We start from the raw sequence: 26,263 nt of genomic DNA on the forward strand, positions 1-26,263 counted from the left end.
GGTTCATCGCTTCGCCTCTCGGAGGTGTTCGCCGAGCACGTTGATCGACAGGATGGTGGCGCAGAGGAGCAGCGCGGGCATCAGCGTGACCCACGGCGCGAGGGCGAGCTGCGTGCGGCCCTCGGCGATGAGCCCTCCCCAGGAGGGCTCGGGCGGCCGCAGGCCGAATCCGAGAAAGCTCAGGGCGCCCTCGGCGACGATCGCGGTGGCGAGGGTGGTGAGCACGAACGGCATCAACGCCGGCAGCACCCCGGGCAGCACCTCACGGGTGAGAATACGCCATCCGCTCGCACCGAGCGTGCGGGCGACCACAACGTGGTTCTCGGTCGCGACCGCGAGGGTCGCGCTGCGGCCGAGGCGGGCGAACACGGGGATGGCGAAGGCGGCGATCGTGAGCGCGATCGTCGGAAGGCTGGGGCCGGCGAGGGTGACGATCGTGGCGACGATGATCAGCGACGGCAGGGCGATCGTGACGTCCGTCACGAAGCCCGTGATCGCATCCGCAATACCGCGCCGCAGGCCGGCCCACACGCCGAGCAGGATGCCCAGGCCGCCGCCCACGGTCACGGTCACCAGCGCGACGATGGCGCTGGCGCCTGCCCCGTGCAGGGAGCGGGAGAAGACGTCGCGACCGAGGTTGTCGGTGCCGAACGGGTGGGCGAGGCTCGGTGCCTGGCTGATGACGGCGTAGTCGTTGGCGAGCGGATCGGCGGTGAGGCCGGCGGCGGCCGCAAGCGCGCCGACGGCCAGGACGGCGAGCCACGCGACCGCGATGGTCACGCCCACACGCGGTATGCGGAGGCGGCTGGCCGATGAAGCGGATGCGGTCGATGGGAGCGGCACGACGTTCGGCGACGCCAGGTCAGACAGGGACACGGGTGCTCCTCGGATCGATGCGGCTGACGGCGATGTCGGCGAGAATGCCGAACACCACCACGATTACTGCGGCGAAGAGCACGACGCCCTGAATGACCGGCAGGTCTCTCGCTCCGAGGGCACTGACGGTGAGGCGGCCCAGTCCGGGGATCGCGAACAGGCTCTCGACGAGAAGCGTTCCCCCGAGCGAGACCCCGAGGCTGATCGCCACGAGCGCCACCAGGGTGGGCGACGAGGGGCGCAGGATCCGCCGCCAGAGCAACTGCGAGTCGGATGCGCCGCGCACGATCGACGCGTAGGCATAGGGGGCGCGCAGTGCCTCGATGGCCGAGCCGCGGAGTGCGCGAACGTAGACGGCGCCCTCTGCGATTCCCAGGGTCAGCACGGGCAGCACCATCCGTGAGAGGTTGCCCGCCGGATCCTCGGCGAACGGCGTGTAGCCCGAGGCGGGGAGCCACCCGAGCTGCACCGCGAAGAACTGGATCATCAGGATGCCGACGACGAACGACGGCACGGCGAGCAGCAGGAAGGTGCCGGTCGACACGATGCGGTCGAGACGCCCGCCGACGGCGCGCGCGCTGTGCAGGGCGAGAGGAATGGAGATGGCGAGGGCCACGACCTGGCTCAGAATGACGAGCTCGGCGGTGGCCGGCACTCGGGAGAGGATCTCCGACAGCACGGGGCGACCCGAGGTGAACGAGGTGCCCCAGTCGCCCGTCACGACACCGCCCACGAACGAGACGAAGCGCACGAAGGCGTTCTGGTCGAGACCCAGCGTGTGGCGCAGGGCCTCACGCTGGGCCTCGGTCGATTCCTGTCCGAGGAGAACGAGCGCCGGGTCGCCGGGCAGGAGAACGGCGAGCTGGCAGGTGAGCGCCGCGATGACGACCAGCACGAGCAGCGATCGTCCTGCGCGCGGCAACCAGGCGAAGGTCATTCTGCAGCCCAGCCGATCGTCGACGGCTGCACCGAGATGAGGGTGAGTCCGGTGAGGTCGGGGAACCCTGCGAGCTTGTTAGAGCCGATGAGGCCGGCATTGCTCGCGGTGAGCCAGAGCATGGGCAGGTCGGTGGCGAGGTGGTCGGACGCGTCGGCGAGCAGCGCAGACCGTTCGCTTCCGTCGGTGAGCCCGCTGGCCTGCTTCAGCAGCTGGTCGACATCGTCGTTGGCGTAGCCCGTGAAATTGTACGGGCCGGTCGAGGTCGCCACGAGCGCTCCGCCCGAGGGGTCGGAGAAGATCGAGGTGACCAGCTGGGCGGCCTCGAAGTCCTTCGCGGTGAGCGTGGAGAGGAACGAGGCGCCCTCGACGGGCACGATCTCGACGTCGACGCCGGCCTCGCCGAGCATGTCCTTGACCGCCGTCGCGCGCTGGATCGAGTCGGGAGAGTTGTCGGAGGTGATGGAGAAGCTGAGCCCCGCCCCCTCGAGCACCTTCTTCGCGGCCTCGAGGTCGTACTCGGGGTAGTCGACCTTGGGGGCCGCATCACCGAGGAGGCTGTACGGGCTGTCGACCGGCGTTCCCTCGCCGAGGTTCACGACGGCGTTGACGGCGTCGCGGTCGATCGCCTGCGCGAGGGCGGTGCGCACCTTCACATCGGCGAACTTGGGGCTCGAGAGGTTCAGCAGCAGGCTGCTCACGGCGGCGGGTTCTGCATGAACCTGCAGCGAGTCGTCGGCCCTGGCCTGCTCGAACTGGCTGGTCACCTCGGTCCAGATGAGGTCGACGTCGCCCGACTGCAGGCTCTGGAAGCGGGAGTCGGCATCCGGCATCATGCGGAAGGTGATGCTGTCGAGCGTCGCGGGCTCACCCCAGTAGTTGTCGTTGCGGACGACCGTGACCGAGTCGCCCGGCGTGAAGTCCTTGACGACGAAGGGGCCGGCGCCGAGCGGGAACCCGAACTCGTCGGTCGCCGTGGTCGACGTGATCATGCCGAGGGTCCGGGCGAGCAGGGAGGTGAAGTCGGCGTTGGGCGCCTTCAGGTCGAAGACCATGGTGGTGTCGTCGGTGATCGTCATCGCGCTGATCTGGGCAGCCTGCCCGGCCGCCGAAGACTTGGATGCCGGATCGGCCAGGCGCTCCACGTGGGCCTTGACCGACGCGGTCGTCAGCGGCGAGCCGTCTGAGAAGGTGACATCGTCGGGAAGGGTCAGCGTCCAGTGGGTGGCGGTCTCGTCGGATTCGAGCGACTTGGCGAGCCCCGGGGTGAATGTTCCCCCGGCGGCGGGTGCCATCAGTGGCTCGTACAGGGCGTTGGAGAGAATGAGCACGGGCTGCGTGGCGAGCAGTCCGTTCGTCACGTCGAGTGTCGGAAGCTCCCTGTCGAGGGCGACGGTGAGAGTGCCGCCCGGAGCGGCGGTGCGGGTGTCGGCGCCGTCGCCGGTGGCGCCGGTGGCCGGGCCGCTGCACGCCGTGAGCGCGAGCGACCCGATGATCGTGGCTGCGATAAGGGCGCTGGATGCCCTGCGTCGGAACATGGAAGTCCTCCTGGTCGAGTGGCCGGGATGACCACACAAGCGACGGTACGGAGGAAGCGTGAATTGTGGCACCAGTGCCACTTTCCATCCGGTGAACGGAAGGTGAACGAAAGTGGCACCAGTGCCAGATTCTGCTCTCGCATGGCACGATCGTCTTCAGGAGGAATCACGTACGCCATGAATACGACGACATCCCGGCCCGCGACCAGGGCCGAACAGAAGGACCGCACCCGCGAGGACATCCGGGCCGCTGCCCTCGATCTGTTCGAGTCTCGTGGCTTCGACGCCACGACGATCGATGACATCGCAGCCGAGGCGTCTGTCGGTCGACGCACCTTCTTCCGCTACTTCTCCTGCAAGGAGGCCGTGCTCTTCAGCGGTGGGGTCTTTCAGGAACTGGCCGATCACCTGGACGAGGCGCTGACCGCGGGACTGCCACCCGTACGCGCACTCATCCGCGCCATCGAGCAGGATGCTTACGGCGCCGACGACCCCAACGAGGTCACGATTCGCCGCCGCCGCGTGCGCAAGGCCCTTCTGGAGAGGCCGAGCGTGGCCTCCTTCTACCGGAGCCAGATCGCCGACATGGCGCAGGTCGTGACCGCGGTCATCCACCGCCACCCGGAGCACGCGCGCATACGCTACCTGCCCGAGCTCGTCGGGGGGCTCCTGCACGTCATGACATTGGAGCACCTCGAGAGCGGCGAGACGCACCACTTCTCGGTCGACGCCGACGCGTGGCGCACGGCTCTGCTCGCGCTCGAGCGCGGCTTCGACGCCTAGGCGAATACGTCGCGCGCTGAAGTGCGGGTGAGGTTGTTCGTGGTTGGTGGTTTGACAGCCTGCGGCATCGACCCGGTCGGTCCAGTAGCGGGCGTAGGCGTCGCCCACGGCGAGAAGCTCGGCGTGGGTGCTGGCCCCACGGACGCCGCCGCTGCCGCCGAGCAAGGATCTGCTCCTCGGTCCACCGCAAAAACGTTGAGGACAACGAGCCGGGACTCGCATGCCCGGACTTCGGGGAACATCACCTGCCCGGCACCCACAGGATTACCCCGCGGACCGCCCGCCGTCGATCGCCCAGATCTGGCCCGTAATGTGCGGGGCGAGTGCATCGTCTGCAAGGAACGCCACGACGTTTGCCACATCGCTCGGCTCTCCAAGTCGACCCTGAGGAACCTGGCTCTCGAGCATGTGGAGCACGTCCGGGTCACTCCCGTCGAGAATCGGCGTGCGCGTCACGCCCGGAGCGACCGCATTGACTCGGATGCCCTGCTGCGCATACTCGAGGGCCGCTGTGCGTGTCATCATGACGCTGGCCCCTTTCGACGTGATGTAGCCGCTGGAGTAGGGTGTCGCCCGGAAGCCACCGATCGAAGCCGTGTTCACGACTGCGCCACCACCACTGGCCAACATAAGACGCAAGCCCGCTTGCAACACCATGTACGCGCCTCGGACATTTACTGCCATCACTGCATCGAACGCTTCGATGGGGTACTCATGGGTGAGAGCCTGCGGCCCGCCGATACCGGCGTTATTGGCGAGTACATCCAAGCCGCCGTACGTTTCAGTGATCCACGTTTCGAGCTCGAGAACGCTCTGCTGCGAACTGACGTCCAACGTCCGGGCCACCGCCGGAGAACCGAGAGCAGCAGCGACGGCATCCTGCTTTCCGCTTACATCTGCAACGATCACCGTCGCGCCCTCGTGAGCGAGCTTCATGGCGATAGCTTCGCCAAGCCCCGATCCGGCACCGGTCACCAATGCAACCTTGCCTTCGAACTGACTCGTCATTGTGCCAACCTCTCTTTATGGCCATCTCTGAACAGACAGCGGCAGATATAACCTTAGGTTACTTACGGCGCACCGAGCGAATTCTTCCGCACGACATCGGAGTCGCGGCGACCAGGTTTCAACGCGCGCTGGCCCAGGTGGTCGGAGCCGCGCTGAAACCGTTCGACCTGACCCCTGCCGAATACGGGATCTTCGACCACGTCCACTCCAACCCGGGCGTGAGCAATGCCGAACTGGCGCGGTATCTGCTCATCACACCGCAGGCACTCGGCCGAATGAGCACCCGCCTGCAAAAGCGAGGCTACATTCGACGCGCTCCCGCAAAGGGGGGTCGCCGCGAACCCATCGAAGTAACGGAAGAGGGTTTGGAACTGCTGCAACGAATCGAACCGCTCGTCGACACGGCGTTGGGGACGCTGCTCGAGAACCTCGAGGCGGCCGACATCTCTGTGTTATTTCGCACCCTCACCACGGCGGTCGATTCCGTTAGCTCCCACAAGAGCGAGACACAATTCGTCTGAAAGGCAGGTGGCTACCGCTTACAGAGCGGCCTCAGGCCCTTCGTCAGTCGGGGTCAATGCGATTCTGAGCTCCTCCGTCATCTCCTGGTCAAGAATCCGCGGGAGCCGCGAAACCGGCAGCGACTCGACCATTCGAAGAGTCTCAAGATGCTGAGCTGCAGTGTACCCGGTCAAGCGCTCGAGTGCGTTCAGAAGGCGCTCACGGCTGGCCGGGTCCCTCAACCATTGCCCCACAGGCGAATCCATAGTCAAGGAGTACGTCAAGACCTCCCCTTCCAGCCACATGTCTCCTGTTAGGCGAATGTCTCGGGATGAGGACCCGACACGAATCTCGAACCGGCCCTGCTCCACGTGCCATCGCCCGAGCTCCTGATGCCAGTATGAGAACGCCCTGCTGTCAAGCTCGATCGTCACTCTTCGGCTTTGCCCGGGCTCGAGCAGAATCTTCGTGAAGCCCTGGAGTTCTTGCGCCGGCCGGTCGACCGTACTTTCGGTATCGCTCACATATAACTGCACGACCTCTTTGCTGCTCCGGCTCCCCTCATTCGTCACAGTAAGGCTCACGCGCGTCTCTCCTGTGACAGAGTCCAGGACATCTACCTCGAGATCGGAATACGCAAATGAGGTGTAGCTCAAACCATGCCCAAACGGGAAGGCGACATCCACCTCAACCGAATCGAAGTACCGATAACCCACGTAGATTCGCTCGCCGTACAACACGTCGGAGCTCGTTCCCGGAAAATTCAACTGCGCCGGGGAATCCTTCAGCCGCCGCGGGATAGTCTCCGCCAAACGCCCGCCCGGAGAGGAGATGCCGAAAAGCAAGTGAGCAGCCGCAGAACCGGAAGCCTGACCACCCAACCACATTTCGAGAATCGCGTTGCTGTAGGGGATGAGTTCACCCGCGGAGACGATACCTCCATTGGACAGGACCACGGCGACCTGAGGCGTCACGGAGGCGACAGCCTTCAGGAGTTCACGCTGCTTCGCGGGAATGTTCAGCCCCGTGCGGTCGAAGCCTTCGGACTCATCGGCGTCAGGCAGGCCGAGGAACATGACGGCGATTCCCGCATTCTCTGCAGCGGCGACAGCCTCTTCGAGGAGCCGCTCATCGTTGTCCTCGTCGTCGAGCGTGAAGCCCGCAGAAAATGTCACCGTTCCTCCGCCGCCCACGAGCTGCCGTATCTCATCCAACGCTGAATCCACTCGCGTAGGAACGACGCGAGAGCTGCCGGCGCCTTGAAATCTGGGGGTGCGCGCAAACTCGCCAATGACCGCAATGCTCGCGTCGAGCGGCAAGGGAAGCAATCCCTCGTTCTTGAGGAGTACTGCCGAATCTACAGATGCTCGACGAGCCAGGTCATGGTGTGCATCGAAGTCGACCGCCTCGGGAGCGTGGGAGCGAACTGAAACTAATCGGTCAAGCGTGCTGAGTTGACGGCCGACGGCGCGGTCGACGATGGACTCACTGAGCGACCCCGCCCTCACTGCTTCTCGTACGGCTGACGCACCGTCGCCACCATCAGCCGGCATACTCAGATCGAGACCGGCCGCTACCGCGGCTACAGGATCGACCACGGCCGCCCAGTCTGAAACGACGTAGCCGTCGAAGCCCCAATCCTTGCGGAGAACATCGCTCAGAAGCCAGGTATTCTCTGACGCGTAAATGCCGTTGATCTTGTTGTACGAGCACATGACCGTAGCCGGGTCGGCTTTGCGGACGACCTTCTCGAAAGCAGGAAAATAGATCTCGCGCAACGTCCGCTCGTCAACATTGCTACTCACCATCATTCGGTTTGTCTCTTGATTGTTCGCCGCGAAGTGTTTGACAGAAGCGCCCACGCCGTGGGACTGCACGCCCTGCACCCAGGCAGCTCCCAACACTCCCGACACGAACGGGTCTTCGGAGAAGTACTCGAAGTTGCGGCCGCATAACGGCGAGCGTTTGATATTTACTCCCGGCCCGAGGAGAACATCGACTCCAAGATTGCGGGCCTCGGCCCCCAGCGCCGATCCGATTTCGCTCAATAGCTCGGGGTCGAATGACGAGCCGAGAGCGGAGCCGGTGGGGAACGCCGTGGCTGGTGCACTCCCTCCGATGCCGAGGTTGTCCACCTCCTCCCCCTGCAGTCGCACTCCGTGTGGGCCATCCGTCAGGGTCGACGAGGGGATGCCCAGTCTCGGAACAGCGACCGTGTGCCAGAAGCTGAGGCCGGTGAGCATCTCCGTTTTCTCGTCAAGGGTCAGATCCGATACTCGGTCCGAGAGGGTACCCATGTGATTGTGTTCTCCTTGATGTTCAGGCGGTAGTTGAGACAGAGCTGTTCGTAAGGCCACACCGTCGGATGACCGCTGAACTGATACGGAAGGTCCTAACGAGCGGACTTCACGCGGGTGATCGTTAGTGCCCCGAGTGCGCCGAGGAGGGCGCCCCCAAGAAAGAGCCCGGGGTAGCCGAAGGCATTGATAAGTACCGGGGCGCCAGCCGGGACAAGCGATTGAGGCAGCGCCTGAGCGATATTCACCACTCCAAGGTCCTTGGCCGTGTCTTCGGCACTCGGCAGGATATCCGAGATAAGGGCAAGTTCTACCGCGAGGAATGCACCCAAGCCAGCGCCGAGCACGACCTGGCTCACGAGAAGTTGAGAAAAGTCATTTGCGAACGCCATGAGCACGAGCCCGATGACGACCGCGATCGCCGAGAGGATGACGAAAGGCTTGCGACGACCGAGTTTGTCGCTCAACCAGCCCAGGAGAACAGTCATGACGATGACGCCGACGCCGTTCGCGAGTGTCGCCTGGAAGACAAGGTTGGGAGTTTCGGCCTCGGACACCCCAAGATGATCGATGAGAAAAAGAGGTAGGTAACTTCCACCTGCGGTTCCCGCCGCGATCATCAAAAAACGTGTGAGCCACGCCCATCCGAGGTCAGGGTACTTTCGCGGATTGAAGACGAATGACATGAACAGGACCTTGACTCCGAAGGCCTCGGGTGATCGCTCGGCTCGGACCTTGTCTTTCATCGGCAGAACAAAAGCGAACATCAATGCGAGGCCGATAGCACTGGGAAGCAGGCTCTGCGTCAATCCTGCAGGAATCAGCTGGACCAGGAATGTTGCGACGACCGATCCGAAATTCTGAGAGAGGCTGACGAAGGAAGCGACTCGACCGCGGCGACTCGACCTAACCTGGTCGGGAAGCATGGCGATGAGCGCCGCGAGAGCGAAGTTGAAACCGACTTGAGCGAGTGAAAAGCCTGCCACGACCCCGACCACATTCGGCGCGAGGCCGGTAGCGATGATCCCGGCGTATCCGATCCCGGAGCCGATGACAATCCAGATCTTGCGCATCCCGAATCGGCTCATCGAACGGTCTGACAGCCGCCCGCCGATCGGATTGGCCACAAAGGCGAAGAGCGCACTGATGCCGAGCACGAGACTGAAGTTCCCCGCGACGTTCTGCGGTTCCAACTCATTGAGTCGGAGCGCGATCGTTACGAGCATGGGCGCCAGAAGCGCGACCATCAGGCCCAGCATTGCTATGGGGATCGCAATCATGGGGTAGAGCGCCTGAGGCACGGCACCGACGCTTCTCGTCTCGGGCATCCTCGAGAGCGGGAAAGCGGGTGTTTCGCCTAGCGGTGATGATGCGCGGGGTTCGTCCACGATGACTCCTCTTCGAATAACGACCCGGGTATTAGCACAGTCGTCTAAGCGAGGAACATATCAGCAAAATGGCCACATGGATACTTTCAATCTGACGGGTCGCCTTCGGGACCGCGTGTAGCGTGGGGAGGATGACAGCGACGCGCGGGGAAGGCGCGAGCCTTCGAGGGCCTTATGCGAAAGGGATCCGGCGCAGGCAAGAGATCCTCGACAAGACCCTTGACGTCGTTGTCAATCGCGGAGTGCATCAGACCTCTTTGCGAGCAATAGCCGAGACCATTGGCGTTTCGCACTCGGTACTCACACACTATTTCGGCTCCCGCGAAGCCCTATTGGTGGAAGTCATACGCCAGCACGACAATGACGTCGAGGAACACATCGGGAGCCAGCCCTCGGTCATCGATGGAATGATGGCCGGTGCCGCCTTGAATATCCAAGTTCCCGGCCTGGTGGCGCTGTTCACCAGCCTCATGGCAATGAGCGTCGAGCAAGACAGCGAGGATGCGACGAAGTACTTTCGCGAGAGGTACGAATTAGCGCGGCGCGACCTTGTAGAGGCCCTCAGAGGCGAGATGTCGGCGCGACACAGCCTCACAGACGTCGACCTGGAGAACGTGAGCGCACTCATTCTCGCTGCGTTCGATGGACTGCAGGTTCAGTGGCTCCTCGACCCCTCGGTCGACATCGGCGCCAGCCTCAATCTGATCAAGCGCATCATTCACTAGCTCAAGCCTGCACCCTGGCCCCACCCCTGAAACAAGTGGTCACGATCGTCGCGCCGGCGATCACGGATCTCTTTACCGACCATTTAGTCGGTTAGCATTGCGGCATGAGTGTTCAGCCACCCGCCACCGTCCGCCGCGCAGGGCATCGAGAATGGATGGCTCTTGCCGTCGTGACCCTCGCCGTTGTTCTTCTGGCCATAGACGGGACGGTACTTGCGCTAGCCGTGCCGTCTCTCACGGAGTCTCTTGCACCCACGGCAACGCAGATCCTGTGGATCGGCGACATATACTCGTTGGCTCTGGCGGGTCTTCTTATCACGATGGGAAATGTCGCCGACCGCATAGGACGCAAGCGCCTTCTCCTCATCGGGGCCGTCGGCTTCGGTCTGGCCTCTGCGATTGCCGCCTTCGCACCCACACCTGAACTGCTCATCGCGGCTCGCGCATTGCTCGGCATCAGTGGTGCGACGATCATGCCCTCGACATTGTCGATCGTGCGGAACCTTTTCCCTGACGCGCGTCAGCGCACCCGAGCCATAGCTATCTGGTCCGCGGGAGCGACGGGCGGTGCCGCTGTCGGTCCTCTCGTCGGGGGCGTCCTCCTCGAGAACTTCTGGTGGGGATCAGTATTTCTCATCAACGTCCCCGTCGTCTTGATCCTCGTACCAGCCGGGATCTTCCTCTTGCCGGAATCTCGGAATGTCCGCGCCGGTCGCATCGACGTCGTGTCCGCCATCCTCTCCCTCTGCGCAATAGTTCCGATCGTGTACTCCGCCAAGACGTTCGCGACCGCCGGCGTCTCGGCAGAGGGAGTAGGCGCAGCTGTACTTGGCGCCTTCTGTGGAGCGATATTCGTTCTACGCCAGCGACGCCTCGCTCATCCGATGATCGACATCGCCCTTTTCAAAAAACCCGCCTTCAGTGGGGCGGTCATCTCGAACACCATGGCCATCTTCGCGTTCGTTGGAGTTCTCTTCTTCTTCTCCCAGTACCTTCAACTGGTCCGCGGCTTTGGACCTCTGCAGGCGGGCCTTCTCGAGCTTCCGGCCACAATAGCGTCGCTCCTTGTCGTCATCGTCATCGGCACCATGGTCTCGAAGTGGGGCCGAGGTCCTGTCATCGGTGCCGGCCTCGGCACAGCGGCCGTCGGAATGGTGATCTTGGCAGGCGGTGAGCCCTTAGAGGGGATCGGCATATTGGTTCTTGCGCTGACGGTGATCGGGGTGGGTGCCGGCGTTGCCATGACAGTATCTGTTGATGCCGTCATGACTGCCGTTCCCCGCGAGCGGGCAGGCGCCGCGTCGGCCGTTTCCGAAACAGCATACGAACTGGGAATCGCCCTCGGAATCGCTATCCTGGGCTCAATTCTCACGTCAAACTATCGCTCGGGGCTCAGCCTCCCGGATGGACTGGACTCGAAGACGGAGACAACGATTCGAGACTCGCTGGCATCGGCGAGCCACGCGCCCGAGCACCTGTATCTCATGGCTCAAGAATCTTTCGTCTCGGCGATGCAGAACACGTCGCTGATCGCGGCGGCTCTCACAGCGATTGCGGCAGTCATTGCGTGGCGATTGATCCCAGCCACTCGGCACTCCTCTGATGGCCACTGATGCGGCTGCAGTGAGACGTGCCGATAGCGACCAAGACCGTCCATGAGGCTGCTACTGTTCCATACACGTCCGTACGAGGGGCCAAAAGATGTCGGGAGTCGTCCGTAGGAGAAACTCTGAGACAACCCGTCGGGCGATTCTTGGAGCGGCTCGAGAGGTCATCAGAGAGCGCGGAGGTGGAGTCGCTCTCGCGGAGATCGCCGCGGCGGCAGGTGTGTCCAAAAGCGGCCTCCTGCACCACTTCGCATCACGGGATGCGCTTTTCCTTGCCGTAGCGGAAGACATCGTCGAGTTCACTCGTTCTCGAATGCTGAACAGCATAGATTCGGAGGACGATAGCCCGGGCAGAGTATTGCGCGCATACTTACGCACCGCTTTAGACGCCCGGAGCGCGCGCGAGTGGTTCGACCCTACGGGCTTATGGGCTTCGCTGCACAGTGCTCCCGGCGTACCTGAGCTCCTCTCCGAAGATGAACGCTGGCTGCGGGAACGTTTCGCAGAGGACGGATTGCACCCCCAGCGCGTTCTCGTGATCTCCCGTGCGGCGGAGGGCCTCGCCGTTTCGTCCATCTGGGACGACCTGTCCCCCGAGGAATATCGGCTGTCATACGAACTGCTCGTCGCACTGACCATGGAAAACGGCCCACTGGTCACATGAGTCCCAGGGGGGCGCCCCTCCCTCTCGTGTGCCGTTGCACGGCGCGGGGTCTAGTCTCTCCTGTCCCGCCGGGCTACCGCGTGGCCGCGCCGATTGCGGCGTCGATACTCGAAAGCAGCCAGTCGATGTCGGTTGAGGCGAATGCCAACGGGGGGCGCAGTTTCAGGACACTACCTCCCGGACCCGCTACGGAGGTGAGAACGTGTCGGTTACGCATTTCTTCGACCACATCCAAGGCGAGTTGAGTCGCTGGCGTCTTCGATGATCGGTCCAGGACGAGCTCGAGTCCGGTGAATTGTCCCGAACCGCGGATGTCGCCGATCACCTCGTGGCGCTGTGCGAGATCAGCCAATCCGCGCCTGACCTCATTTCCCACCGTCATCGCGCGATCCTGAAGTCCTTCGTCGCGAATGACATCAAGGACCGCCTGTGCCGCTGCGATTGAGACGGGGTTGCCGCCGAAGGTATTGAAGTACGGGATCTTGGTGCTGAAAGCCTCGAGGACGTGGCGTCGGGCTGCCATTCCAGAGATCGGCATCCCGTTCCCCATAGGTTTGCCCATGGTGACAATGTCCGGGATGACGTCGTGCCGACCGAAGCCCCAGAAGGATTCACCGGTGCGTGCAAACCCGGGTTGCACCTCGTCTGCGATGAAGACTCCTCCGTTTGCATGAACGACATCGATGGCCTGGGCGAGCATGCCAGGGTTGCCGGTGAAAACGCCATCCGAGGAGAACACGGAATCCGCGATGAACCCGGCGAAAGCAACGCCGTCCTCGCGCATTCTGTTGATCGTGCGTTGCATTTCCTGAGCGAACGCCGCTCCGACGTCGGGGCCTAGGCGATACGTGTCGGGTGCCTGTATCGATCGCGATGTGGCGTCCTGGGGCTGATTCGACCCGAGTGCGGGCGAGTGAGCGGATGTGAGCTCTGTGTTGCCGTGATAGGCCTCATTGCTCACGATGATGCCTCGGCCTCCGGTGTATTCGCGTGCGACTCTGATAGCGAGGTCGTTCGCCTCCGAGCCTGTACACATGAACATGATCTGGTCGATATCGTCGGGCAGGGTCGACAGGACGTCGTCTGCGTATGCCAGGACGGAATCGTGCAAGTAGCGGGTGTGCGTGTTGAGGAGTTTCATCTGTCGCGTGACTGCTTCGACCACGCGGGGATGCGCGTGGCCGATGCTTGGCACGTTGTTGTACATGTCGAGGTACTTGTGCCCGTCGGCATCCCACAGGTAAGCGCCAGCACCGCGGACGAGATGGACGGGATTTCGGTAGAACAGTCGGTAGGACGCGCCGAGGACATCGGCTCGTTTGCCTGTCATGAGCCGGGTCGATTCGTCGAGACCTCCTTCGTTCTCGGCGCGGAAGCTGTTCCCGTCCATGATGGTGGATCGTGTCGACAAGGGGAGTCCGTTCGTAGTGGGGCGGCGCCCGGAGGCGCTGTCATTGAGTCGGGCGAGGTGAGGCACCAGACCGGTTCTGATTGGTGTGAACACCCACCATCCCGCAAACACTTGCGCTCGCGCCCCAGCTAGGTTTCCGTCATGTAACGGAGACCGAGGCCAACATGAATGGTTTGTTTCCCCGATTAAGTCGATGTTAAGAACGACCGCCAGACCACCCTCGAAGACGAGGACAGCCGTAATCTTCTGAAGGTGAGGCGCCGGGCCCGATCACTAAGGGCTCATCGTGGTAATAAGTACCGATCAAGAAATTCCCTCCGCGCTCAGCGGCGTTTCGCCGCTGACTGTCTTCGACTCATTGCAGCGGGGAGCGGCGGCGCCCGCCTGGATCATGCACGGCATCTGCGCTCGCTGGCAGTTGGCTGAGATGAACGTTGATGCCGTGCTGATCGCGGTCTCCGAAAACGCCACCTTCCGTGTCTCGGTCAACGGACTGCCACGCATGGTCGTGCGCCTTCACCGACCGGGTTATGTCGGCGATCTGGCTAACGCGCGCTCGGAACTCACCTGGGTCGAAGCGATCTCGACGAGCACGCCGCTTCGCACACCACCGCCCGTCAGAGGTGTCGATGGCGACTTCGTCCAGTCGTTTCCGGGACCGGACTCCAGGAACTGGAGCGCAGTCGCTTTCGAATTCGTTTCCGGCCGAATTCTTGAAGAGCACACGAACCTGGTGCCGCATTTCGCGCAGATCGGGAGGCTTACCGCTGTGCTTCACCAGCAGGCCCGGTCGTGGAAACTACCTCCCGGGTTCCAACGCTTCGACTGGAACCTGACCGATATGGTCGGCCCTACCGCCCGCTGGGGCAACTGGGAGAACTGGCCCCTGAAACGTGCAGAACATGCGCTGGTGAAGCGAGCCGAAGAGCAGGCTCTGAGCGACCTGTCCGGCCTCACTAAATCAGTGAGGAGTTGGGGCCTTATCCACTCCGACCTTCGTCCCTCGAATCTCATGCTCGAGGGGAACGAACTCACAGTCATCGACTTCGACGATGCAGGCTTCAGCTGGTTCCTCTACGACTTCGCCTCAGCCTTGACCTTCTACGAACACACCCCGGAGGCCCCAGAAATGGCGGCCAACTGGATCGAGGGGTATTCGTCTCTGGTTCCCCTGACTATTCAGGACCGCAAGCACGCCGCGGCGCTCTCTGTCATACGACGCCTGACGATGCTCGGGTGGGCAACAACCCACCGCGAGGACGCCCTGCCGAAGAACCTGTGGACTGAAAATGCGCCAGGAACCGTCGAGATCGCTTCACGGTACCTCGCGAACAGCTCGTGGCTCGTAGACGGATAGAAGCCGAAACATGCCATTCACATGCGACGGCCACTAGTTCACACACCCGAAACACTCAGCGGCTTCTGGCGGGCACTCACCCGGGAAGCTTGACCCACCCGCACCGAAACGCGGGGGAACAACACAAGATCATCAAGGAGAACCCCATGGTAATGACAAGTTCCGACATCAAGCTCGAAATGTCCGAGAGGCGACTTGGTGGGGCCGGCGTTGACTTTCGCATCGTCGAACTCAGCGAGTTCGGCGATGAGACAGTGTGGCCTGGCCTTGCCTCTACCCTCCCCCACATCGTTCACGCCAAGATCGATGCGGGCATGACGATTCCAGCAGCGGCGCACTCATCGTGGTACTCCACCTACGTTCTCGCGGGAAGCGGAACCGTCGACGGCCACACGTTGAAAGCGGGCGACGTGATCATCTCTCCGCCATGGGCGGAGGCCGGTGAATTCGTCAGCGGACCAGACGGGTACGAGGAGTTCACCCTCTTCAACGATGGCCCCGGCGTCTACCCTCACCTGACGAGTGCTCCGGCCGACAGCGAGACGCTGCAGCGGCTTTTCGGGATATTCGAGCCCGATGTGATCGCGTTCACGTCGACTATCGAGGCGCCGACCGGCGAGCGTGAGTTCTACCTCGACAACGACAAGAACCGCTTCAACACTCCGTTCTACAGCTCGAAGCTGTGGGAGTCCGGCCCGATGGGGTGGATTGATTCCGACAAGATCGGACCCGCGCACCCGGATATCGTCGCCAGCTCGAACCCGTTCCTCAGCCAGACGGTTATCCCCGGCGGCGAAGACATGCCCAAGTGGCCCGATCACCGCCACGAGGGCTGGACCTTCCTCTACATCCTCGACGGCTACTACCAGGAATCCACTATGCGGCTGGACGCGGGGCAGATGTGGATAACAGCCCCGTCGCACGTGTTCGACGCGCGCCTCCGACCGGGCCCGGACGGGGTCTCGGAGATCGCGGTCTTCGGCGACGGCCCCTCCGTGACGCCCATCATCCTCAGCGACTCCAGTCCCGATACCGCAACCTTCGCACAGTCGCTGCAGCTCTGACCCTCTGCGCCCAACCGTCCACCGGGCATCCGGTGGACGGTTGGCTCAGACCCGCCGCCCGCACCTCTTGAGAAGGGCGCTCCTCGCCGAATCACTGCAACATCTGCCCCGCCTGGCAGACAATAACCGGAAGGCTCCAAAAATGCCTGCACCAATCCGCTCCAACGCACCTGTCACTGATTCACACCCGTCGCCTACCGGAGCCTCGACGAGAGGCCCTACGGGGACCTTCTTCCTCGTTCTGGCCGTGTCGATGTCCATGATCCAGTACGCATTCATGCTGGGTTTTCTCAACGTCGGCATTGTTCAAATCCAAGGAGAATTGAAAGCTGGAATCGAGTTCACCAGCTGGCTGTTCCTTGGCGGCCAGATGTTCAGTGTCCTGATCTCCCTGGTCGCCGGCCGGCTTGGAGACTCGTATGGGCGGAAACGTGTCTTGGTCATCCTCTACTCCTTGTCCGTCATCGGATCGCTACTTGCCCTCATCGCGGGAGGCCCGTGGCTGCTCCTGATCGCGTTGACCCTGCAAGGCGCCGCTCTGGCTACACCGAGCCTGGCATCCGCGATCATCCAGCAGCAGGTCGCGCCCAAGCATGTCCCCGTCGCCATCGGTTGGCAGTACGGTTCCCAAAGCATCGGCTCTCTCACAGGGGCGCTGCTCGGCGGTTTCCTGCTCGTGAATCTGCCCTTCCAGACAGTTTTCGCCATACCCGCCGCCCTCGCCGCCGCTGGACTCATCCTCACCCTGGTGTTCGCTAAGAAGGACGAGAATCTGACCAGGCAACCACTGGACTGGAAATCCAGTTCGCTCCTGACGATCGGATTCTTCACCTTCATCCTCGCTCTCAGCGAAGTGAACGTCTGGGGGGTGTCGTCCCTCTCGTTCGTCGGCTGCATCGCGCTGAGCATCGCCGCATTCATCGGGTTCGTTGTCTCCAGCCGCCGGTCCGCCAACCCGCTCATCCCACTCGCCGTGTTGAAGTCCCGGTCCGTGTGGATGTCACTCCTGCTCGTGACTCTGTTTTCCGTCGCCACGATCTTCGACTACTACATGCTGCCCTACTTCCTCGCAAACCCGGCAGAAAGCGGTCGTGGCTTCGGCTGGACATCCGACGCGATCGGTGTGGTCGTCGCCTTCACCGGGATCTTCGCCGTGCTCGGCGCCCCACTCTCCGGAGTAGTGACACGGCTCATCGGAAGTGGAAAATCGATGGCGATCGGCTTCGGGATCGCAGCGGCCTCACAACTGGTTATGGGATGGGTTCCGTTCCCCGCAGAATTCATCTACGTCATCCAGGCAGCTGCCGGTCTCGGCGCCGGATGGGCTTTCGCCTCCGTGATGAATGCTGTCGTCGAAGGCGCGACCATCAATGTGCCCGCCCTGCTGGCAACGATCGTCTCCCTCTCGGTCGTTATGCAGACCGTCGGCAACTCTGTCGGAATCGCGACCACCGCAGCAATAGTCAGCGGATCGACAAGGCCTGACGGTGTCCTACCGCCGTCGACATTCATCATTCTCTTCTCGATCGCCGCCGTCTTCTACGGGGCCGGACTTGTCGTAGCGCTCCTTGTCAGGCGTGCCAGGGCGACCTCTGGCGAACTACTACCCGAATCAGAAGTCGACGCTCCTGTGATAAAACTCTAACCATCCGGGAGGAGGGAGCTACGTGAGTTCAACGGCCAGCAACCTTGTCGAGCGCATTCGGGAGTGGATCGCTGCCGAAGAATTCTCGGCAGGCGAACGCATCGGCACTGAACGACTTCTCGCGGAAGCGTTGCAGGCGCCGCGCTCAGCGATTCGCGCTGCTCTGGCAATCATGGAGGCCTCCGGCGAGATCCACCGCTCCATGGGTCGAAGCGGGGGCATCTTCATCCCTAGCCGCAAGATCGAGCGACAGCTGGACACCATCGAAGGCGTACCGAGCATGCTGCGGCGCCAAGGCATGCTCTCCCGAACCCACGTCCTCGAATTCACGATCACGATCGGATCCCCGCTCGAACGCCGCAACCTCGGTTTGGACGAGGGAGACAATGTCTACCGACTCGTACGACTCCGAGAAGCAGACAATGTTCCCCTGTCCGTTGACACAGCTGTTCTGCCGGCCAAACTCTACCCCCGACTGACGGAGAACGATCTCACAGAATCCCTCTACGAAACGCTCGCTCATCGCTACAACCAACGTCCCGTCGAAGCCGACGAATCCATCGATGTGATCGCCGCGTCAGCGACACAGGCCAGCCAACTCGGAATAGAGACCGGAGATCCCGTATTCAGCATCTGGCGTATGACGAAGAGCCAGTCGGGCGCGTGGATGGAGCTGGCCAACGATATCTTTCGCGCCGACCGCACTCGGATCCAATCTCGGCGCCACGGCGGTCGCTGGAAACACGTCCCACCCCAATAGACGCGCGGTCACCGACGATGTCGGCAACGCGACGACTTCGCAATGGCTAACGGCCGGAATGTATGCGCATCCCACCGCGCCAACTAGGCTTGTCGCACACCCCGCACGCACTCACTGAGGAGACGCATGACCGCGACCATTTCGCTCCAGCTCTATACGGTCAAGGAGGCGCTCGCCGCCGATCCGGATGCGACGCTCGGGCGGATCGCCGACCTCGGCTTCACGGCCGTCGAGCTCTACGGACTGCAGCAGTTCGGCGACGCCTACGCCGCGGGGCTCCCGAAGCACGGCCTCAGCGCACCGAGCGCCCACGTGCCGCTCGCGACCGGCGAGCTCGAGGAGTCCTTCGACCTGGCCGAGCGCCTGGGCGTGAAGACGGTGATCGAGTCGTTCACCCCGCCGACCCTCTGGGAGAGCGCCGACAACATCGCCCGCCTCGCCGACCGCCTCAACTCCGCGGTCGAGCCCGCCGCCGCCCGCGGCATGCGCGTGGGCTACCACAACCACGACGGCGAGATCCGCAACCGCGTCGAGGGCGTCACCGGCCTCGACCACTTCGCGAGCCTGCTCGACCCCGCCGTCGTTCTCGAGGTCGACGCCTACTGGGTGGCCGCGGGAGGCGAAGACCTCGTCGAGTTCCTCACCCGCAACGCCGACCGTATCAAGTTCATCCACGTGAAAGACGGATCGCTCACCGGCGACCTGCCCAACCAGGTACCCGCCGGGCATGCCTCCCTCGAGCAGCCCGAGCACCTCTCGAGCCAGCTCCCCGCAGGGCAGGGCGTCGTCCCCCTCGCCCCAGGCCTCGACGCGGTTCCCGACCTCGAGTTCGCCGTCGTCGAGTTCGACGTCTACTCGGGCGACCTCTTCGCCGGCATCGCCGAAGCCAGACAGTTCCTCGTCGAGAGGGGTCTCCGCTGATGAGCACCGCCGCCTACAGCCCCGCCACCTACAGCCCTGTCGGTTCCGGCCCCGTCGGCATCGGCATTATCGGCGCTGGCGCGATCAGCGACCAGTACCTCACCCACCTCACGACCTTCCCTGACGTGCGCGTCGTGATGATCGGCGATCTGGATGTCGCACGAGCCGCGCAGCAGGCCGAGAAATACGGCGTGCCGCGTTCCGGACGCGCAGACGAGGTTCTGAAAGACGACGACGTCGAGATCGTGATCAACCTCACGATCCCGGCCGTGCACGCCGAACTCTCGTCGGCCGCGCTCAGCGCCGGCAAGCACGTGTGGAGCGAGAAGCCGATCAGTCTCGACCGCGAGAGCGGACAGGCTCTGCTCGACGAGGCCGCGGCATCCGGTCTTCGTATCGGCGTCGCACCCGACACCATTCTCGGCCCCGGCGTGCAGAGCGCACTCCGCGCCATCGCGCGCGGCGACATCGGCCGGCCGCTCACGGCGATGACCGCATTCCAGGGCCCCGGCCCCGAGTCGTGGCACCCGAACCCCGACTTCTTCTTCGTTCCCGGCGCGGGTCCGCTGTTCGACATGGGGCCGTACTACCTCACGACGCTCGCCTGCATCTTCGGCTCGTTCACCGAGGTGGCAGCGATCGGCTCGCGCGCCCGGGATATCCGGGTCATCGGATCGGGCCCGCGCGCCGGAACCGAGCTGCCCGTGACCGTGAACACGCAGGTGAGCGCGCTCGCCCGTTTCGCGGGCGGCGAATCGTCGCAGAGCATCTTCAGCTTCGACTCACCGCTTCGCCGTTCGGGGCTCGTCGAGATCACCGGCGAGACCGGAACTCTCGTGCTCCCGGATCCGAACATGTTCGAGGGCGTGAGCACGCTGGTGCGTGGCGACGAGAGCATCGAGCTCGCCGAGATCGGATTCGCCGGGGGCCGCGGATCGGCCGTGCTGGAGATGGCCAGGGCCATCCGCTCGGGCGGCGCAGATCTGCTGCCCGCCGAGCTCGGCTACCACGTGCTCGACGTGATGACCGCGATGGAGGAGTCCTCGGAGAGCGGACAGTTCGTGCGCGTCGAGAGCACGGCCCCCGCGAGCCCTGTCCTCCCAGAGTCGTGGGATCCGACCACCCGCACGCTGTAGCGGCGCGGCGCGGCCCCAGCGCTGGTCGAGTAGCGAGGAACGAGCGTATCGAGACTACCTCGCCATGGTCTCGATACGCGGTGCTCGTTCCTTGCGACCGCTACTCGACTGGCGCAGGAGCGGCTAGTGGATCAGCGGCAGCACGTCGTCGTACGCACCCTCGACTGGGCGGGTCGTCGCCGTCGAGTCAGCACCGAAGACCAGCGCGGGATCTCCCCGCACTCCTCGCGCGGCAGGCCACGAGGGCTCCTCTCCCTTGACGAACGCGACGAACTCGCGGTGCATCCGGTCGGCCAGAGCGGTGGGCGGCTCACTTCCGAGAACAGCTTCGACACCCTCCGCGCCGAAGATGTCGAAGAAGAACGGTAGGTCGATGCAGTGAGCGGCCCCTCCGAGGATCGGCGACTCCCAGTCGAACGAGTAGAGCCAGGTGCCGGCTGAGTCGGATGCCCGAGCGCGGGCCGTGCGCACAACCGCGGCTCTGAAAAGAGTGTCGGTCTCTCGAGGAAAGACGGTCGGCTTTGCCGCGCCACCGGCGCCGGGGCTGTCGAACTCGTCAGCTGTCGACCCGATGAGAAGGGGCTTGTCGAGTCCGTTCACCGCGAGTCCGTCGCGAATGGAGAGAGGCAGTAGCTCGCCGCCGCTCACCCCGGTGGATCACCTCATCCTGCAGCGCATCCGGGTCTACCGAGCCAAAGCCCTCTGCCGTGGGCTCGACCCCAAGCGACTGTGCGAGCGTGGCAGCGCGCCGGCTCGCCTCATCGAGTGGAATCGAGATGTCGACGGGCGACACCGCGATGGCCAGATGGAAGAGCGGTTGGGCCTGAGGACTGGCCAACAGGGCGAGCACAGCGCCTCCTCCGGCGGACTGCCCAGCCACGGTCACCCGAGCCGGGTTCCCGCCGAACGCGGCGATGTTGTCGCGCACCCACGTGAGGGCCAACATCCAATCGGCGACACCGCGATCCGCCTGGCCATCCACTACGGCGAAGCCGTCGACGCCCAGCCTGTACGACAACGAAACGAACACGATGCCGTCGCCGACGAGGGGCGCACAGCCATACCAGGGACTCGCGGCGGATCCCGCGGTGTAGCCGCCGCCGTGGATCCAGACGAGCACCGGCGCTGGTTCACCTTCGATCGCCTCGCGGGGAGCGAAGACGTTGAGCGTGAGTGTGTCGTCGCCCGGAATCGACGGCTCGGGGATCGTCGTGACCGGGTAAGGCTGGCCGCGTTGCGGCGTCGCGCCGAAAGCGGATGCTGAGAACGGCTCGGCGAAGACGCCCCGCGGCACCGGCGCGGCGAAGCGACGAGAGCCGGTGGGGGCCTCGGCGAACGGGATGCCGAGGAAACGCGCCTCCAGCCCGTCGGTGAATCCGACGATGGTGCCGGCCGCGCAGGTGACCTCGTATGTCGGCATGGATGACTCCTCGATCTCGGCGGCGCTGGGAAGCACCGGGTGGTGGACCCAGCTCATGCTAACGACGTGCGAAAACGCGTGCCACGCCGCCGTTTCGCCGCGTACGCTACAACGGTGGCTGTCGACGATGAGCCGGCTTCTGCCATCTCACCGGATGCGTCGGCCGCGACCGCATCGCTCGAAGAGGGCGACGAGACCATCTACACAGAAGGATCCCCGTGAGCCACGACTCCGAGCTGAACTGGGCGGGCACGCTCGAGTACAGCGCCGCCGACATCATCGACGCCACCACGATCGATGAGGTCTCCTCCCTCGTCGCCGGCGCGGAGCGCATCCGGGCTCTCGGAACACGGCACTCGTTCAGCGACATCGCCGACACCGACGCTCTGCTCGTGACGGTCACCGATATCGAGCCCGACTTCGTGCTCGACGAGGAGGCCCGCACGGTCACCGTCGGCGGCGGAACGCGCTACGGCATCCTCGCCCGATTCCTTGAAGACCACGGCTGGGCGCTGCACAACATGGGCTCGCTTCCGCACATCTCGATCGCGGGCGCCATCGCCACCGGAACGCACGGCTCGGGCAACGGCAACGGTGTTCTCTCGACCGCCGTATCAGCCCTCGAGATCGTGATCTCCGATGGTGAGCGCCGCACCGTGCGTCGCGGCGAGCCGGGCTTCGACGGTCTCGTCGTGGGACTCGGGGCGTTCGGCGTCGTCGTTCGGGTGACCCTCGACATCCAGCCGTCGTTTCAGGTTCGGCAGGATGTCTTCCGAGGCCTGCCCTGGGACGTTCTGCTCGACGACCTCGACGGCGTCACCAGCCTCGGCTACAGCGTGAGCGTGTTCACCGACTGGGTCGAGGAGACGATCGCGAACTTCTGGGTGAAAACGCGCATGGATGCCGACACCGAGGTCGTCGACGAATGGCGCGGAGCCAAGCGCGACATCGTGTCGGCGGGCGCCCTCTGGGAGACGTCGGACGACAATCTCAACGAGCAGGGCGGCAAGCCCGGGCCATGGCTCGAGCGGCTTCCGCACTTCAGGCTCGACCGCGTTCCGTCAGCCGGCGACGAGATCCAGACCGAGTACTTCGTTCCGCGCTCGCAGGGCGCTGACGCCATTCGGGCAGTTCGTGCCCTCGGCGCGAAGATCGCGCCGCATCTCATGATCACCGAGCTGCGCACCGCAGCCGCCGACGACCTCTGGCTGAGCATGGCCTACCAGCGCGACTCGCTGATCATCCACTTCACCTGGAAGAACGAGCCGAAGGCCGTGAAGGCGCTCCTGCCGCAGATCGAAGAGGCGCTCGCGCCGTTCGACGCACGGCCGCACTGGGGCAAGCTCAACACCGTGGATGCCGCCACTCTCGAGCGCCTGTACCCGCGGCTCCCCGAGTTCCGGGCTCTGGCAGCGGAGTGGGACCCGACCGGTGCGTTCCGCAACGACTACCTGGACAGGCTGATCTTCACGGGCGAGTAGCGCCGCGGCTCAGCTCGGCAGCAACTCTGCTTCGCTGGCCCGGCGTCGTGCGCAATACTCCCTCGCCTTGGACATGGCCTCGTCGAGTGAGGACACGTGCTGCACCGACAGAGTCGGAAGCCAGAGGACTTCGTAGCCGTCTTTCGATTTCTCGACATAGCTGATGAGCCGACGGGAGTCGGTGGCAGGAATACGCGCGTCGCAGAGTCTCCATTCGCCCTCGCAGAGACACACGACCTCGAGGTCGGTCGTCGCTTCTGCGGCTGCCGCATATCTGGTCATGGCCGGTCCTTTCGCGATCGATCTGTGCAGCAGAGTATTCGGCGGCAGCGCGGGTGATTTCTGGGGTTGACGGCGCCGCGCGGCTGATGCAGCGCAGCTCCGCGCTGGGGTTTATACGCCTCTCTCCGCGAGAGCCGCAAGTCCCAGATTCGTCGCTCTGGCGGAGTGCTGAGCTTGTTGCATGAACGCACGGACAGGCGCCCGAGAGGTGATCAGCTGGATGCGCACCCTCCGTGGCTCCAACCGACCGAAGCGCGTAGACGAACTCACCGACGACGAGCGACTGAGAATCACGCGTTTCGCGGCTCGCCTCGACGACACGTACAGCGGATCGACATCATGGCTCCTCGAGATCTATGGATTCGGGTCGATCACCTCGCTCGCAGAGCAGAGCATCGAGTTGCCCGCAGAGCCGACCGCTCGTCGGGCGGCCCTCGACAGAGCGCTCGGCACGCTGTCACTCGTTCGGTGGGGCCGGTGCATGGCCGTCGACAACGAGCGCATCGAAGGATGCTGCGTGCACGACTTCGCCGAGCGCTCTGTCGCGTGAACGCCGAGCGGAACCCCTAGAGAAGAAACCGACACGAAAGAAGGAGACCCATGGCGGAGAAGCCCACCCCCATCGAACTGCAGAAGTACCTCTCGGGAGTCGACTACCCGGTAAGCAAGGCTGACTTGCTCCAGACCGCCCGAGATCAGGGCGCACCCGACGACGTGCTCAGCGCATTGAACGGCGTCGACCAAGACGAGTTCGACGGGCCAACCGCGGTGAGCAGTGCCGTCTCGGGCGGCTGAATGCCGAGTCGGGTGACCTCCGATCGGTGGGCCGAGCCTCGGCTCGACCCACCGGTCGACATCGACGTCCTCATTCCGACCGTCGGTCGGGTACCTCTTCGAGTGTTCGAGCGCCCCCGCGGTTCTCTACCTCGACGACGATGTATGGCTCGAGCCGGGCCAACTCGAGCGGCTCAGTAGCGCGCTCGATACCTCGGGCTGCGGATTCGTCGGCGAGGCGGTGCAGGGCCTGTCGTACATCGACGACGAGAGACGCGGTCAGCAGGTGGGTTTCGAGTTGTGGCGCGAGAGAGTCGAACCCGAGCGCGTGCGGCGCGACTCACCCGCTTTCAATCGTTGGCCTCTGCACAACGCGGCGAATCTCGCCCACATCGCCCGGCGCATCCGGCTACCGAGCGACGGGTGGAGGCATCGGTCATAGCCCCAGTATCGCGGGTCGCGGCTACCGACGCCGAGGTTCTCGCCTCGTCAGCCGAGATGTCACAAATGGCGACGTCATCCGTGTTTCAACCCGCCATGTGCGACAACTCACGCGCCGCGAAATGGGCCGCCTAGGATGTCAGGCCTGCGTCGACGCGCGCACCACCAGTTCGGGCTGAAACACCACGTGCCGCGGGGCCGCGGCCGGGTCCTGAGCCTCGGCGAGCAGAATCTCGACCGCGGTCTTTCCGATCAGCGCACTGGGCTGGCGGATCGACGACAGCGGCACGACGGCGGCACTGGCGAAGTCGATGTCGTCGTAACCGATGAGGGCTATCTGCCCCGGCACCGCCACGTCGGCGCCCTGCATCGCGAACGCCTGCAGCAGCCCCATCGACACCAGGTCGTTCGCCGCGAAGATCGCGTCGGGCCTCTCGCCCGATGAGCGCCCGACGACGTCGGCTCCGGCCGCCCGGCCCGCCAAGACGCTCAGCGCGTCGATCTCGATGACCTCGAGCGAGACGTCCGGATGCGCCGCGACGGCCGCGCGGGCGCCCTCGAGTCGGTCGGCCACCTGGCGGATGCCCATCGGCCCGCCCACGAAGGCGAGCCGAGTTCGACCCAGCGAGATGAGGTGCTCGACCGCGAGCCTGCCACCGGCGAGGTCGTCGACGGCCACCGAGCTGAATGCCGAATCGGGGCTCGACCGGTCGACGAGCACAGCGGGGATTCCGCGCTGCTTGAGCCGCGTGAGCCGTTCGGTGATGTCGGCATAGGCCGAGATGACCACGCCGTAGACGCGTTGCTGCTCGAACAGATCGAGGTACGTCGCCTCGCGCTCCGGGTTCTCGTCGCTGTTGCCGAGAGTCACGGTGAGGCCGGAGCCCGCGGCCTCATCTTCAGCCCCGCGCGCCAGATCGGTGAAGAACGGGTTGCGCACATCGAGCACCACCATGCCGATGGTGCGGCTGCGACCGTTGCGCAGCTGCCGTGCGGCATCGTTGCGAATGAAACCGAGCTCGTCGATCGCCCGCTGAACGCGTTCGACGGTCTCCGGAGAGACCTTCTCGGGGTGGTTCAAGACGTTCGAGACCGTGCCCACAGAGACGCCCGCCCGCAGGGCGACATCCCGAACACTCGACGCCGACATGGCTCAACCCTAGAGGCGAGAACCGCGGCCTTGTGAATCCATTCATTGTCTTTTAGTGTGAGGTGTATTGAATCGATTCAAAAAAGAACGGAAGAAC

At 64.0% G+C, this 26,263-nt stretch carries 25 protein-coding genes; 14 read left to right on the forward strand and 11 right to left on the reverse strand.

Annotated features, from left to right (window positions below; all coding sequences use genetic code 11):
* Nucleotides 1-3: 3 nt before the first annotated feature.
* Genes CCK87_RS14565 through CCK87_RS14575 form a run of 3 tightly spaced genes read right to left on the reverse strand, consistent with a single transcriptional unit; the run spans nucleotide 4 to nucleotide 3,351 of the window.
* The gene (locus tag CCK87_RS14565; RefSeq protein ID WP_170927306.1) at nucleotides 4-876 is read right to left on the reverse strand and encodes an ABC transporter permease; all 873 of its coding nucleotides are present in this window, start codon (nucleotides 874-876) and stop codon (nucleotides 4-6) included.
* Entirely contained in the window at nucleotides 863-1,813 is a 951-nt protein-coding gene (locus CCK87_RS14570; RefSeq protein ID WP_086462146.1) for an ABC transporter permease, read from the reverse strand. Before CCK87_RS14570 ends, CCK87_RS14565 begins: the two co-directional genes overlap by 14 nt.
* Nucleotides 1,810-3,351: an ABC transporter substrate-binding protein gene (locus CCK87_RS14575; protein ID WP_086462147.1), complete on the reverse strand. Its 1,542-nt coding sequence runs from the start codon at nucleotides 3,349-3,351 to the stop codon at nucleotides 1,810-1,812. Before CCK87_RS14575 ends, CCK87_RS14570 begins: the two co-directional genes overlap by 4 nt.
* 177 nt (nucleotides 3,352-3,528) lie before the next feature.
* Here CCK87_RS14575 and CCK87_RS14580 point away from each other — a divergent pair, with 177 nt between their 5' ends.
* Nucleotides 3,529-4,134: a TetR family transcriptional regulator gene (locus tag CCK87_RS14580; protein WP_086462349.1), complete on the forward strand. Its 606-nt coding sequence runs from the start codon at nucleotides 3,529-3,531 to the stop codon at nucleotides 4,132-4,134.
* A gap of 264 nt (nucleotides 4,135-4,398) precedes the next feature.
* Here CCK87_RS14580 and CCK87_RS14585 read toward each other — a convergent pair whose 3' ends face one another.
* A complete protein-coding gene (locus CCK87_RS14585; protein WP_086462148.1) occupies nucleotides 4,399-5,142 on the reverse strand; it encodes an SDR family NAD(P)-dependent oxidoreductase in 744 nt (247 codons plus the stop codon).
* A gap of 17 nt (nucleotides 5,143-5,159) precedes the next feature.
* Here CCK87_RS14585 and CCK87_RS14590 point away from each other — a divergent pair, with 17 nt between their 5' ends.
* On the forward strand, nucleotides 5,160-5,663 hold the full coding sequence (locus tag CCK87_RS14590) for a MarR family transcriptional regulator (protein WP_170927307.1): 504 nt from the start codon (nucleotides 5,160-5,162) through the stop codon (nucleotides 5,661-5,663).
* Nucleotides 5,664-5,681: 18 nt separating this feature from the next.
* On the opposite strand, the gene CCK87_RS14595 is transcribed toward CCK87_RS14590, so the two are convergent.
* Nucleotides 5,682-7,940, reverse strand: a complete 2,259-nt coding sequence (locus CCK87_RS14595) for a glycoside hydrolase family 3 C-terminal domain-containing protein (RefSeq protein ID WP_086462150.1) — start codon at nucleotides 7,938-7,940, stop codon at nucleotides 5,682-5,684.
* 95 nt (nucleotides 7,941-8,035) lie between these two features.
* Nucleotides 8,036-9,268, reverse strand: coding sequence for an MFS transporter (locus CCK87_RS14600; protein WP_086462151.1), 1,233 nt, complete (start codon nucleotides 9,266-9,268; stop codon nucleotides 8,036-8,038).
* A gap of 191 nt (nucleotides 9,269-9,459) precedes the next feature.
* Here CCK87_RS14600 and CCK87_RS14605 point away from each other — a divergent pair, with 191 nt between their 5' ends.
* The 3 genes from CCK87_RS14605 (at nucleotide 9,460) to CCK87_RS14615 (ending at nucleotide 12,324) form a co-directional block, all read left to right on the forward strand.
* Nucleotides 9,460-10,053: a TetR/AcrR family transcriptional regulator gene (locus CCK87_RS14605; RefSeq protein ID WP_086462152.1), complete on the forward strand. Its 594-nt coding sequence runs from the start codon at nucleotides 9,460-9,462 to the stop codon at nucleotides 10,051-10,053.
* A gap of 104 nt (nucleotides 10,054-10,157) precedes the next feature.
* Nucleotides 10,158-11,666 carry an MFS transporter gene (locus tag CCK87_RS14610; RefSeq protein ID WP_086462153.1) on the forward strand — a complete coding sequence of 503 codons (1,509 nt, stop codon included), beginning with the start codon at nucleotides 10,158-10,160 and terminating at the stop codon, nucleotides 11,664-11,666.
* Nucleotides 11,667-11,754: 88 nt separating this feature from the next.
* On the forward strand, nucleotides 11,755-12,324 hold the full coding sequence (locus CCK87_RS14615) for a TetR/AcrR family transcriptional regulator (protein ID WP_086462154.1): 570 nt from the start codon (nucleotides 11,755-11,757) through the stop codon (nucleotides 12,322-12,324).
* A gap of 73 nt (nucleotides 12,325-12,397) precedes the next feature.
* Here CCK87_RS14615 and CCK87_RS14620 read toward each other — a convergent pair whose 3' ends face one another.
* Complete coding sequence (locus CCK87_RS14620; protein ID WP_212638246.1) at nucleotides 12,398-13,714, reverse strand: aminotransferase class III-fold pyridoxal phosphate-dependent enzyme; 1,317 nt, start codon at nucleotides 13,712-13,714, stop codon at nucleotides 12,398-12,400.
* A 412-nt stretch (nucleotides 13,715-14,126) separates the two neighbouring features.
* Here CCK87_RS14620 and CCK87_RS14625 point away from each other — a divergent pair, with 412 nt between their 5' ends.
* The 6 genes from CCK87_RS14625 (at nucleotide 14,127) to CCK87_RS14650 (ending at nucleotide 20,618) form a co-directional block, all read left to right on the forward strand.
* Complete coding sequence (locus CCK87_RS14625) at nucleotides 14,127-15,092, forward strand: phosphotransferase (protein ID WP_086462156.1); 966 nt, start codon at nucleotides 14,127-14,129, stop codon at nucleotides 15,090-15,092.
* A gap of 152 nt (nucleotides 15,093-15,244) precedes the next feature.
* Entirely contained in the window at nucleotides 15,245-16,156 is a 912-nt protein-coding gene (locus tag CCK87_RS14630) for a hypothetical protein (RefSeq protein ID WP_086462157.1), read from the forward strand.
* 142 nt (nucleotides 16,157-16,298) lie between these two features.
* Nucleotides 16,299-17,801: an MFS transporter gene (locus CCK87_RS14635; protein WP_086462158.1), complete on the forward strand. Its 1,503-nt coding sequence runs from the start codon at nucleotides 16,299-16,301 to the stop codon at nucleotides 17,799-17,801.
* A 22-nt stretch (nucleotides 17,802-17,823) separates the two neighbouring features.
* On the forward strand, nucleotides 17,824-18,561 hold the full coding sequence (locus CCK87_RS14640) for a GntR family transcriptional regulator (RefSeq protein ID WP_086462159.1): 738 nt from the start codon (nucleotides 17,824-17,826) through the stop codon (nucleotides 18,559-18,561).
* Between the two features lie 126 nt (nucleotides 18,562-18,687).
* Entirely contained in the window at nucleotides 18,688-19,482 is a 795-nt protein-coding gene (locus CCK87_RS14645) for a sugar phosphate isomerase/epimerase (RefSeq protein WP_086462160.1), read from the forward strand.
* Entirely contained in the window at nucleotides 19,482-20,618 is a 1,137-nt protein-coding gene (locus CCK87_RS14650; RefSeq protein ID WP_086462161.1) for a Gfo/Idh/MocA family oxidoreductase, read from the forward strand. Before CCK87_RS14645 ends, CCK87_RS14650 begins: the two co-directional genes overlap by 1 nt.
* Before the next feature lie 123 nt (nucleotides 20,619-20,741).
* Here the strand turns inward: CCK87_RS14650 and CCK87_RS14655 are convergent, their stop codons facing one another.
* Together CCK87_RS14655 and CCK87_RS14660 are read right to left on the reverse strand one after the other, a co-directional pair.
* The gene (locus CCK87_RS14655; RefSeq protein ID WP_086462162.1) at nucleotides 20,742-21,218 is read right to left on the reverse strand and encodes a carboxylesterase family protein; all 477 of its coding nucleotides are present in this window, start codon (nucleotides 21,216-21,218) and stop codon (nucleotides 20,742-20,744) included.
* Complete coding sequence (locus CCK87_RS14660) at nucleotides 21,175-22,038, reverse strand: carboxylesterase family protein (protein ID WP_170927308.1); 864 nt, start codon at nucleotides 22,036-22,038, stop codon at nucleotides 21,175-21,177. The genes CCK87_RS14655 and CCK87_RS14660 overlap by 44 nt, the downstream gene beginning before the upstream one ends.
* 218 nt (nucleotides 22,039-22,256) lie before the next feature.
* Here CCK87_RS14660 and CCK87_RS14665 point away from each other — a divergent pair, with 218 nt between their 5' ends.
* Nucleotides 22,257-23,519: a D-arabinono-1,4-lactone oxidase gene (locus tag CCK87_RS14665; RefSeq protein ID WP_086462164.1), complete on the forward strand. Its 1,263-nt coding sequence runs from the start codon at nucleotides 22,257-22,259 to the stop codon at nucleotides 23,517-23,519.
* 9 nt (nucleotides 23,520-23,528) lie between these two features.
* On the opposite strand, the gene CCK87_RS14670 is transcribed toward CCK87_RS14665, so the two are convergent.
* The gene (locus CCK87_RS14670; RefSeq protein WP_086462165.1) at nucleotides 23,529-23,801 is read right to left on the reverse strand and encodes a hypothetical protein; all 273 of its coding nucleotides are present in this window, start codon (nucleotides 23,799-23,801) and stop codon (nucleotides 23,529-23,531) included.
* Nucleotides 23,802-23,982: 181 nt separating this feature from the next.
* On the opposite strand from CCK87_RS14670, the gene CCK87_RS14675 reads away from it, so the two are divergent.
* Nucleotides 23,983-24,351 (forward strand): hypothetical protein, encoded by a 369-nt coding sequence (locus tag CCK87_RS14675; protein ID WP_140162879.1) that lies wholly within the window; start codon nucleotides 23,983-23,985, stop codon nucleotides 24,349-24,351.
* Nucleotides 24,352-24,401: 50 nt separating this feature from the next.
* A complete protein-coding gene (locus CCK87_RS14680) occupies nucleotides 24,402-24,596 on the forward strand; it encodes a DUF2795 domain-containing protein (RefSeq protein WP_086462167.1) in 195 nt (64 codons plus the stop codon).
* 559 nt (nucleotides 24,597-25,155) lie between these two features.
* On the opposite strand, the gene CCK87_RS14690 is transcribed toward CCK87_RS14680, so the two are convergent.
* A complete protein-coding gene (locus CCK87_RS14690) occupies nucleotides 25,156-26,166 on the reverse strand; it encodes a LacI family DNA-binding transcriptional regulator (RefSeq protein ID WP_086462169.1) in 1,011 nt (336 codons plus the stop codon).
* Nucleotides 26,167-26,263 lie beyond the last annotated feature (97 nt).

It is taken from the genome of Agreia sp. VKM Ac-1783, from assembly GCF_900177765.1.
In the GTDB taxonomy this organism is placed as follows: Bacteria; Actinomycetota; Actinomycetes; order Actinomycetales; family Microbacteriaceae; genus Agreia.

What these genes read in the sequence shown, in the direction of transcription:
- CCK87_RS14610 (WP_086462153.1), top strand. Translation starts at nt 10,158, where the DNA reads ATGAGTGTTCAGCCACCCGCCACCGTCCGCCGCGCAGGGCATCGAGAA.
- CCK87_RS14645 (WP_086462160.1), top strand. Translation starts at nt 18,688, where the DNA reads ATGACCGCGACCATTTCGCTCCAGCTCTATACGGTCAAGGAGGCGCTC.
- CCK87_RS14570 (WP_086462146.1), bottom strand. Translation starts at nt 1,813, where the DNA reads ATGACCTTCGCCTGGTTGCCGCGCGCAGGACGATCGCTGCTCGTGCTG.
- CCK87_RS14660 (WP_170927308.1), bottom strand. Translation starts at nt 22,038, where the DNA reads ATGCCGACATACGAGGTCACCTGCGCGGCCGGCACCATCGTCGGATTC.
- CCK87_RS14590 (WP_170927307.1), top strand. Translation starts at nt 5,160, where the DNA reads ATGGCCATCTCTGAACAGACAGCGGCAGATATAACCTTAGGTTACTTA.
- CCK87_RS14585 (WP_086462148.1), bottom strand. Translation starts at nt 5,142, where the DNA reads ATGACGAGTCAGTTCGAAGGCAAGGTTGCATTGGTGACCGGTGCCGGA.
- CCK87_RS14625 (WP_086462156.1), top strand. Translation starts at nt 14,127, where the DNA reads ATGCACGGCATCTGCGCTCGCTGGCAGTTGGCTGAGATGAACGTTGAT.
- CCK87_RS14615 (WP_086462154.1), top strand. Translation starts at nt 11,755, where the DNA reads ATGTCGGGAGTCGTCCGTAGGAGAAACTCTGAGACAACCCGTCGGGCG.
- CCK87_RS14580 (WP_086462349.1), top strand. Translation starts at nt 3,529, where the DNA reads ATGAATACGACGACATCCCGGCCCGCGACCAGGGCCGAACAGAAGGAC.
- CCK87_RS14690 (WP_086462169.1), bottom strand. Translation starts at nt 26,166, where the DNA reads ATGTCGGCGTCGAGTGTTCGGGATGTCGCCCTGCGGGCGGGCGTCTCT.
- CCK87_RS14675 (WP_140162879.1), top strand. Translation starts at nt 23,983, where the DNA reads ATGAACGCACGGACAGGCGCCCGAGAGGTGATCAGCTGGATGCGCACC.
- CCK87_RS14620 (WP_212638246.1), bottom strand. Translation starts at nt 13,714, where the DNA reads ATGGACGGGAACAGCTTCCGCGCCGAGAACGAAGGAGGTCTCGACGAA.
- CCK87_RS14605 (WP_086462152.1), top strand. Translation starts at nt 9,460, where the DNA reads ATGACAGCGACGCGCGGGGAAGGCGCGAGCCTTCGAGGGCCTTATGCG.
- CCK87_RS14680 (WP_086462167.1), top strand. Translation starts at nt 24,402, where the DNA reads ATGGCGGAGAAGCCCACCCCCATCGAACTGCAGAAGTACCTCTCGGGA.
- CCK87_RS14575 (WP_086462147.1), bottom strand. Translation starts at nt 3,351, where the DNA reads ATGTTCCGACGCAGGGCATCCAGCGCCCTTATCGCAGCCACGATCATC.
- CCK87_RS14600 (WP_086462151.1), bottom strand. Translation starts at nt 9,268, where the DNA reads ATGCCCGAGACGAGAAGCGTCGGTGCCGTGCCTCAGGCGCTCTACCCC.
- CCK87_RS14630 (WP_086462157.1), top strand. Translation starts at nt 15,245, where the DNA reads ATGACAAGTTCCGACATCAAGCTCGAAATGTCCGAGAGGCGACTTGGT.
- CCK87_RS14635 (WP_086462158.1), top strand. Translation starts at nt 16,299, where the DNA reads ATGCCTGCACCAATCCGCTCCAACGCACCTGTCACTGATTCACACCCG.
- CCK87_RS14595 (WP_086462150.1), bottom strand. Translation starts at nt 7,940, where the DNA reads ATGGGTACCCTCTCGGACCGAGTATCGGATCTGACCCTTGACGAGAAA.
- CCK87_RS14650 (WP_086462161.1), top strand. Translation starts at nt 19,482, where the DNA reads ATGAGCACCGCCGCCTACAGCCCCGCCACCTACAGCCCTGTCGGTTCC.
- CCK87_RS14670 (WP_086462165.1), bottom strand. Translation starts at nt 23,801, where the DNA reads ATGACCAGATATGCGGCAGCCGCAGAAGCGACGACCGACCTCGAGGTC.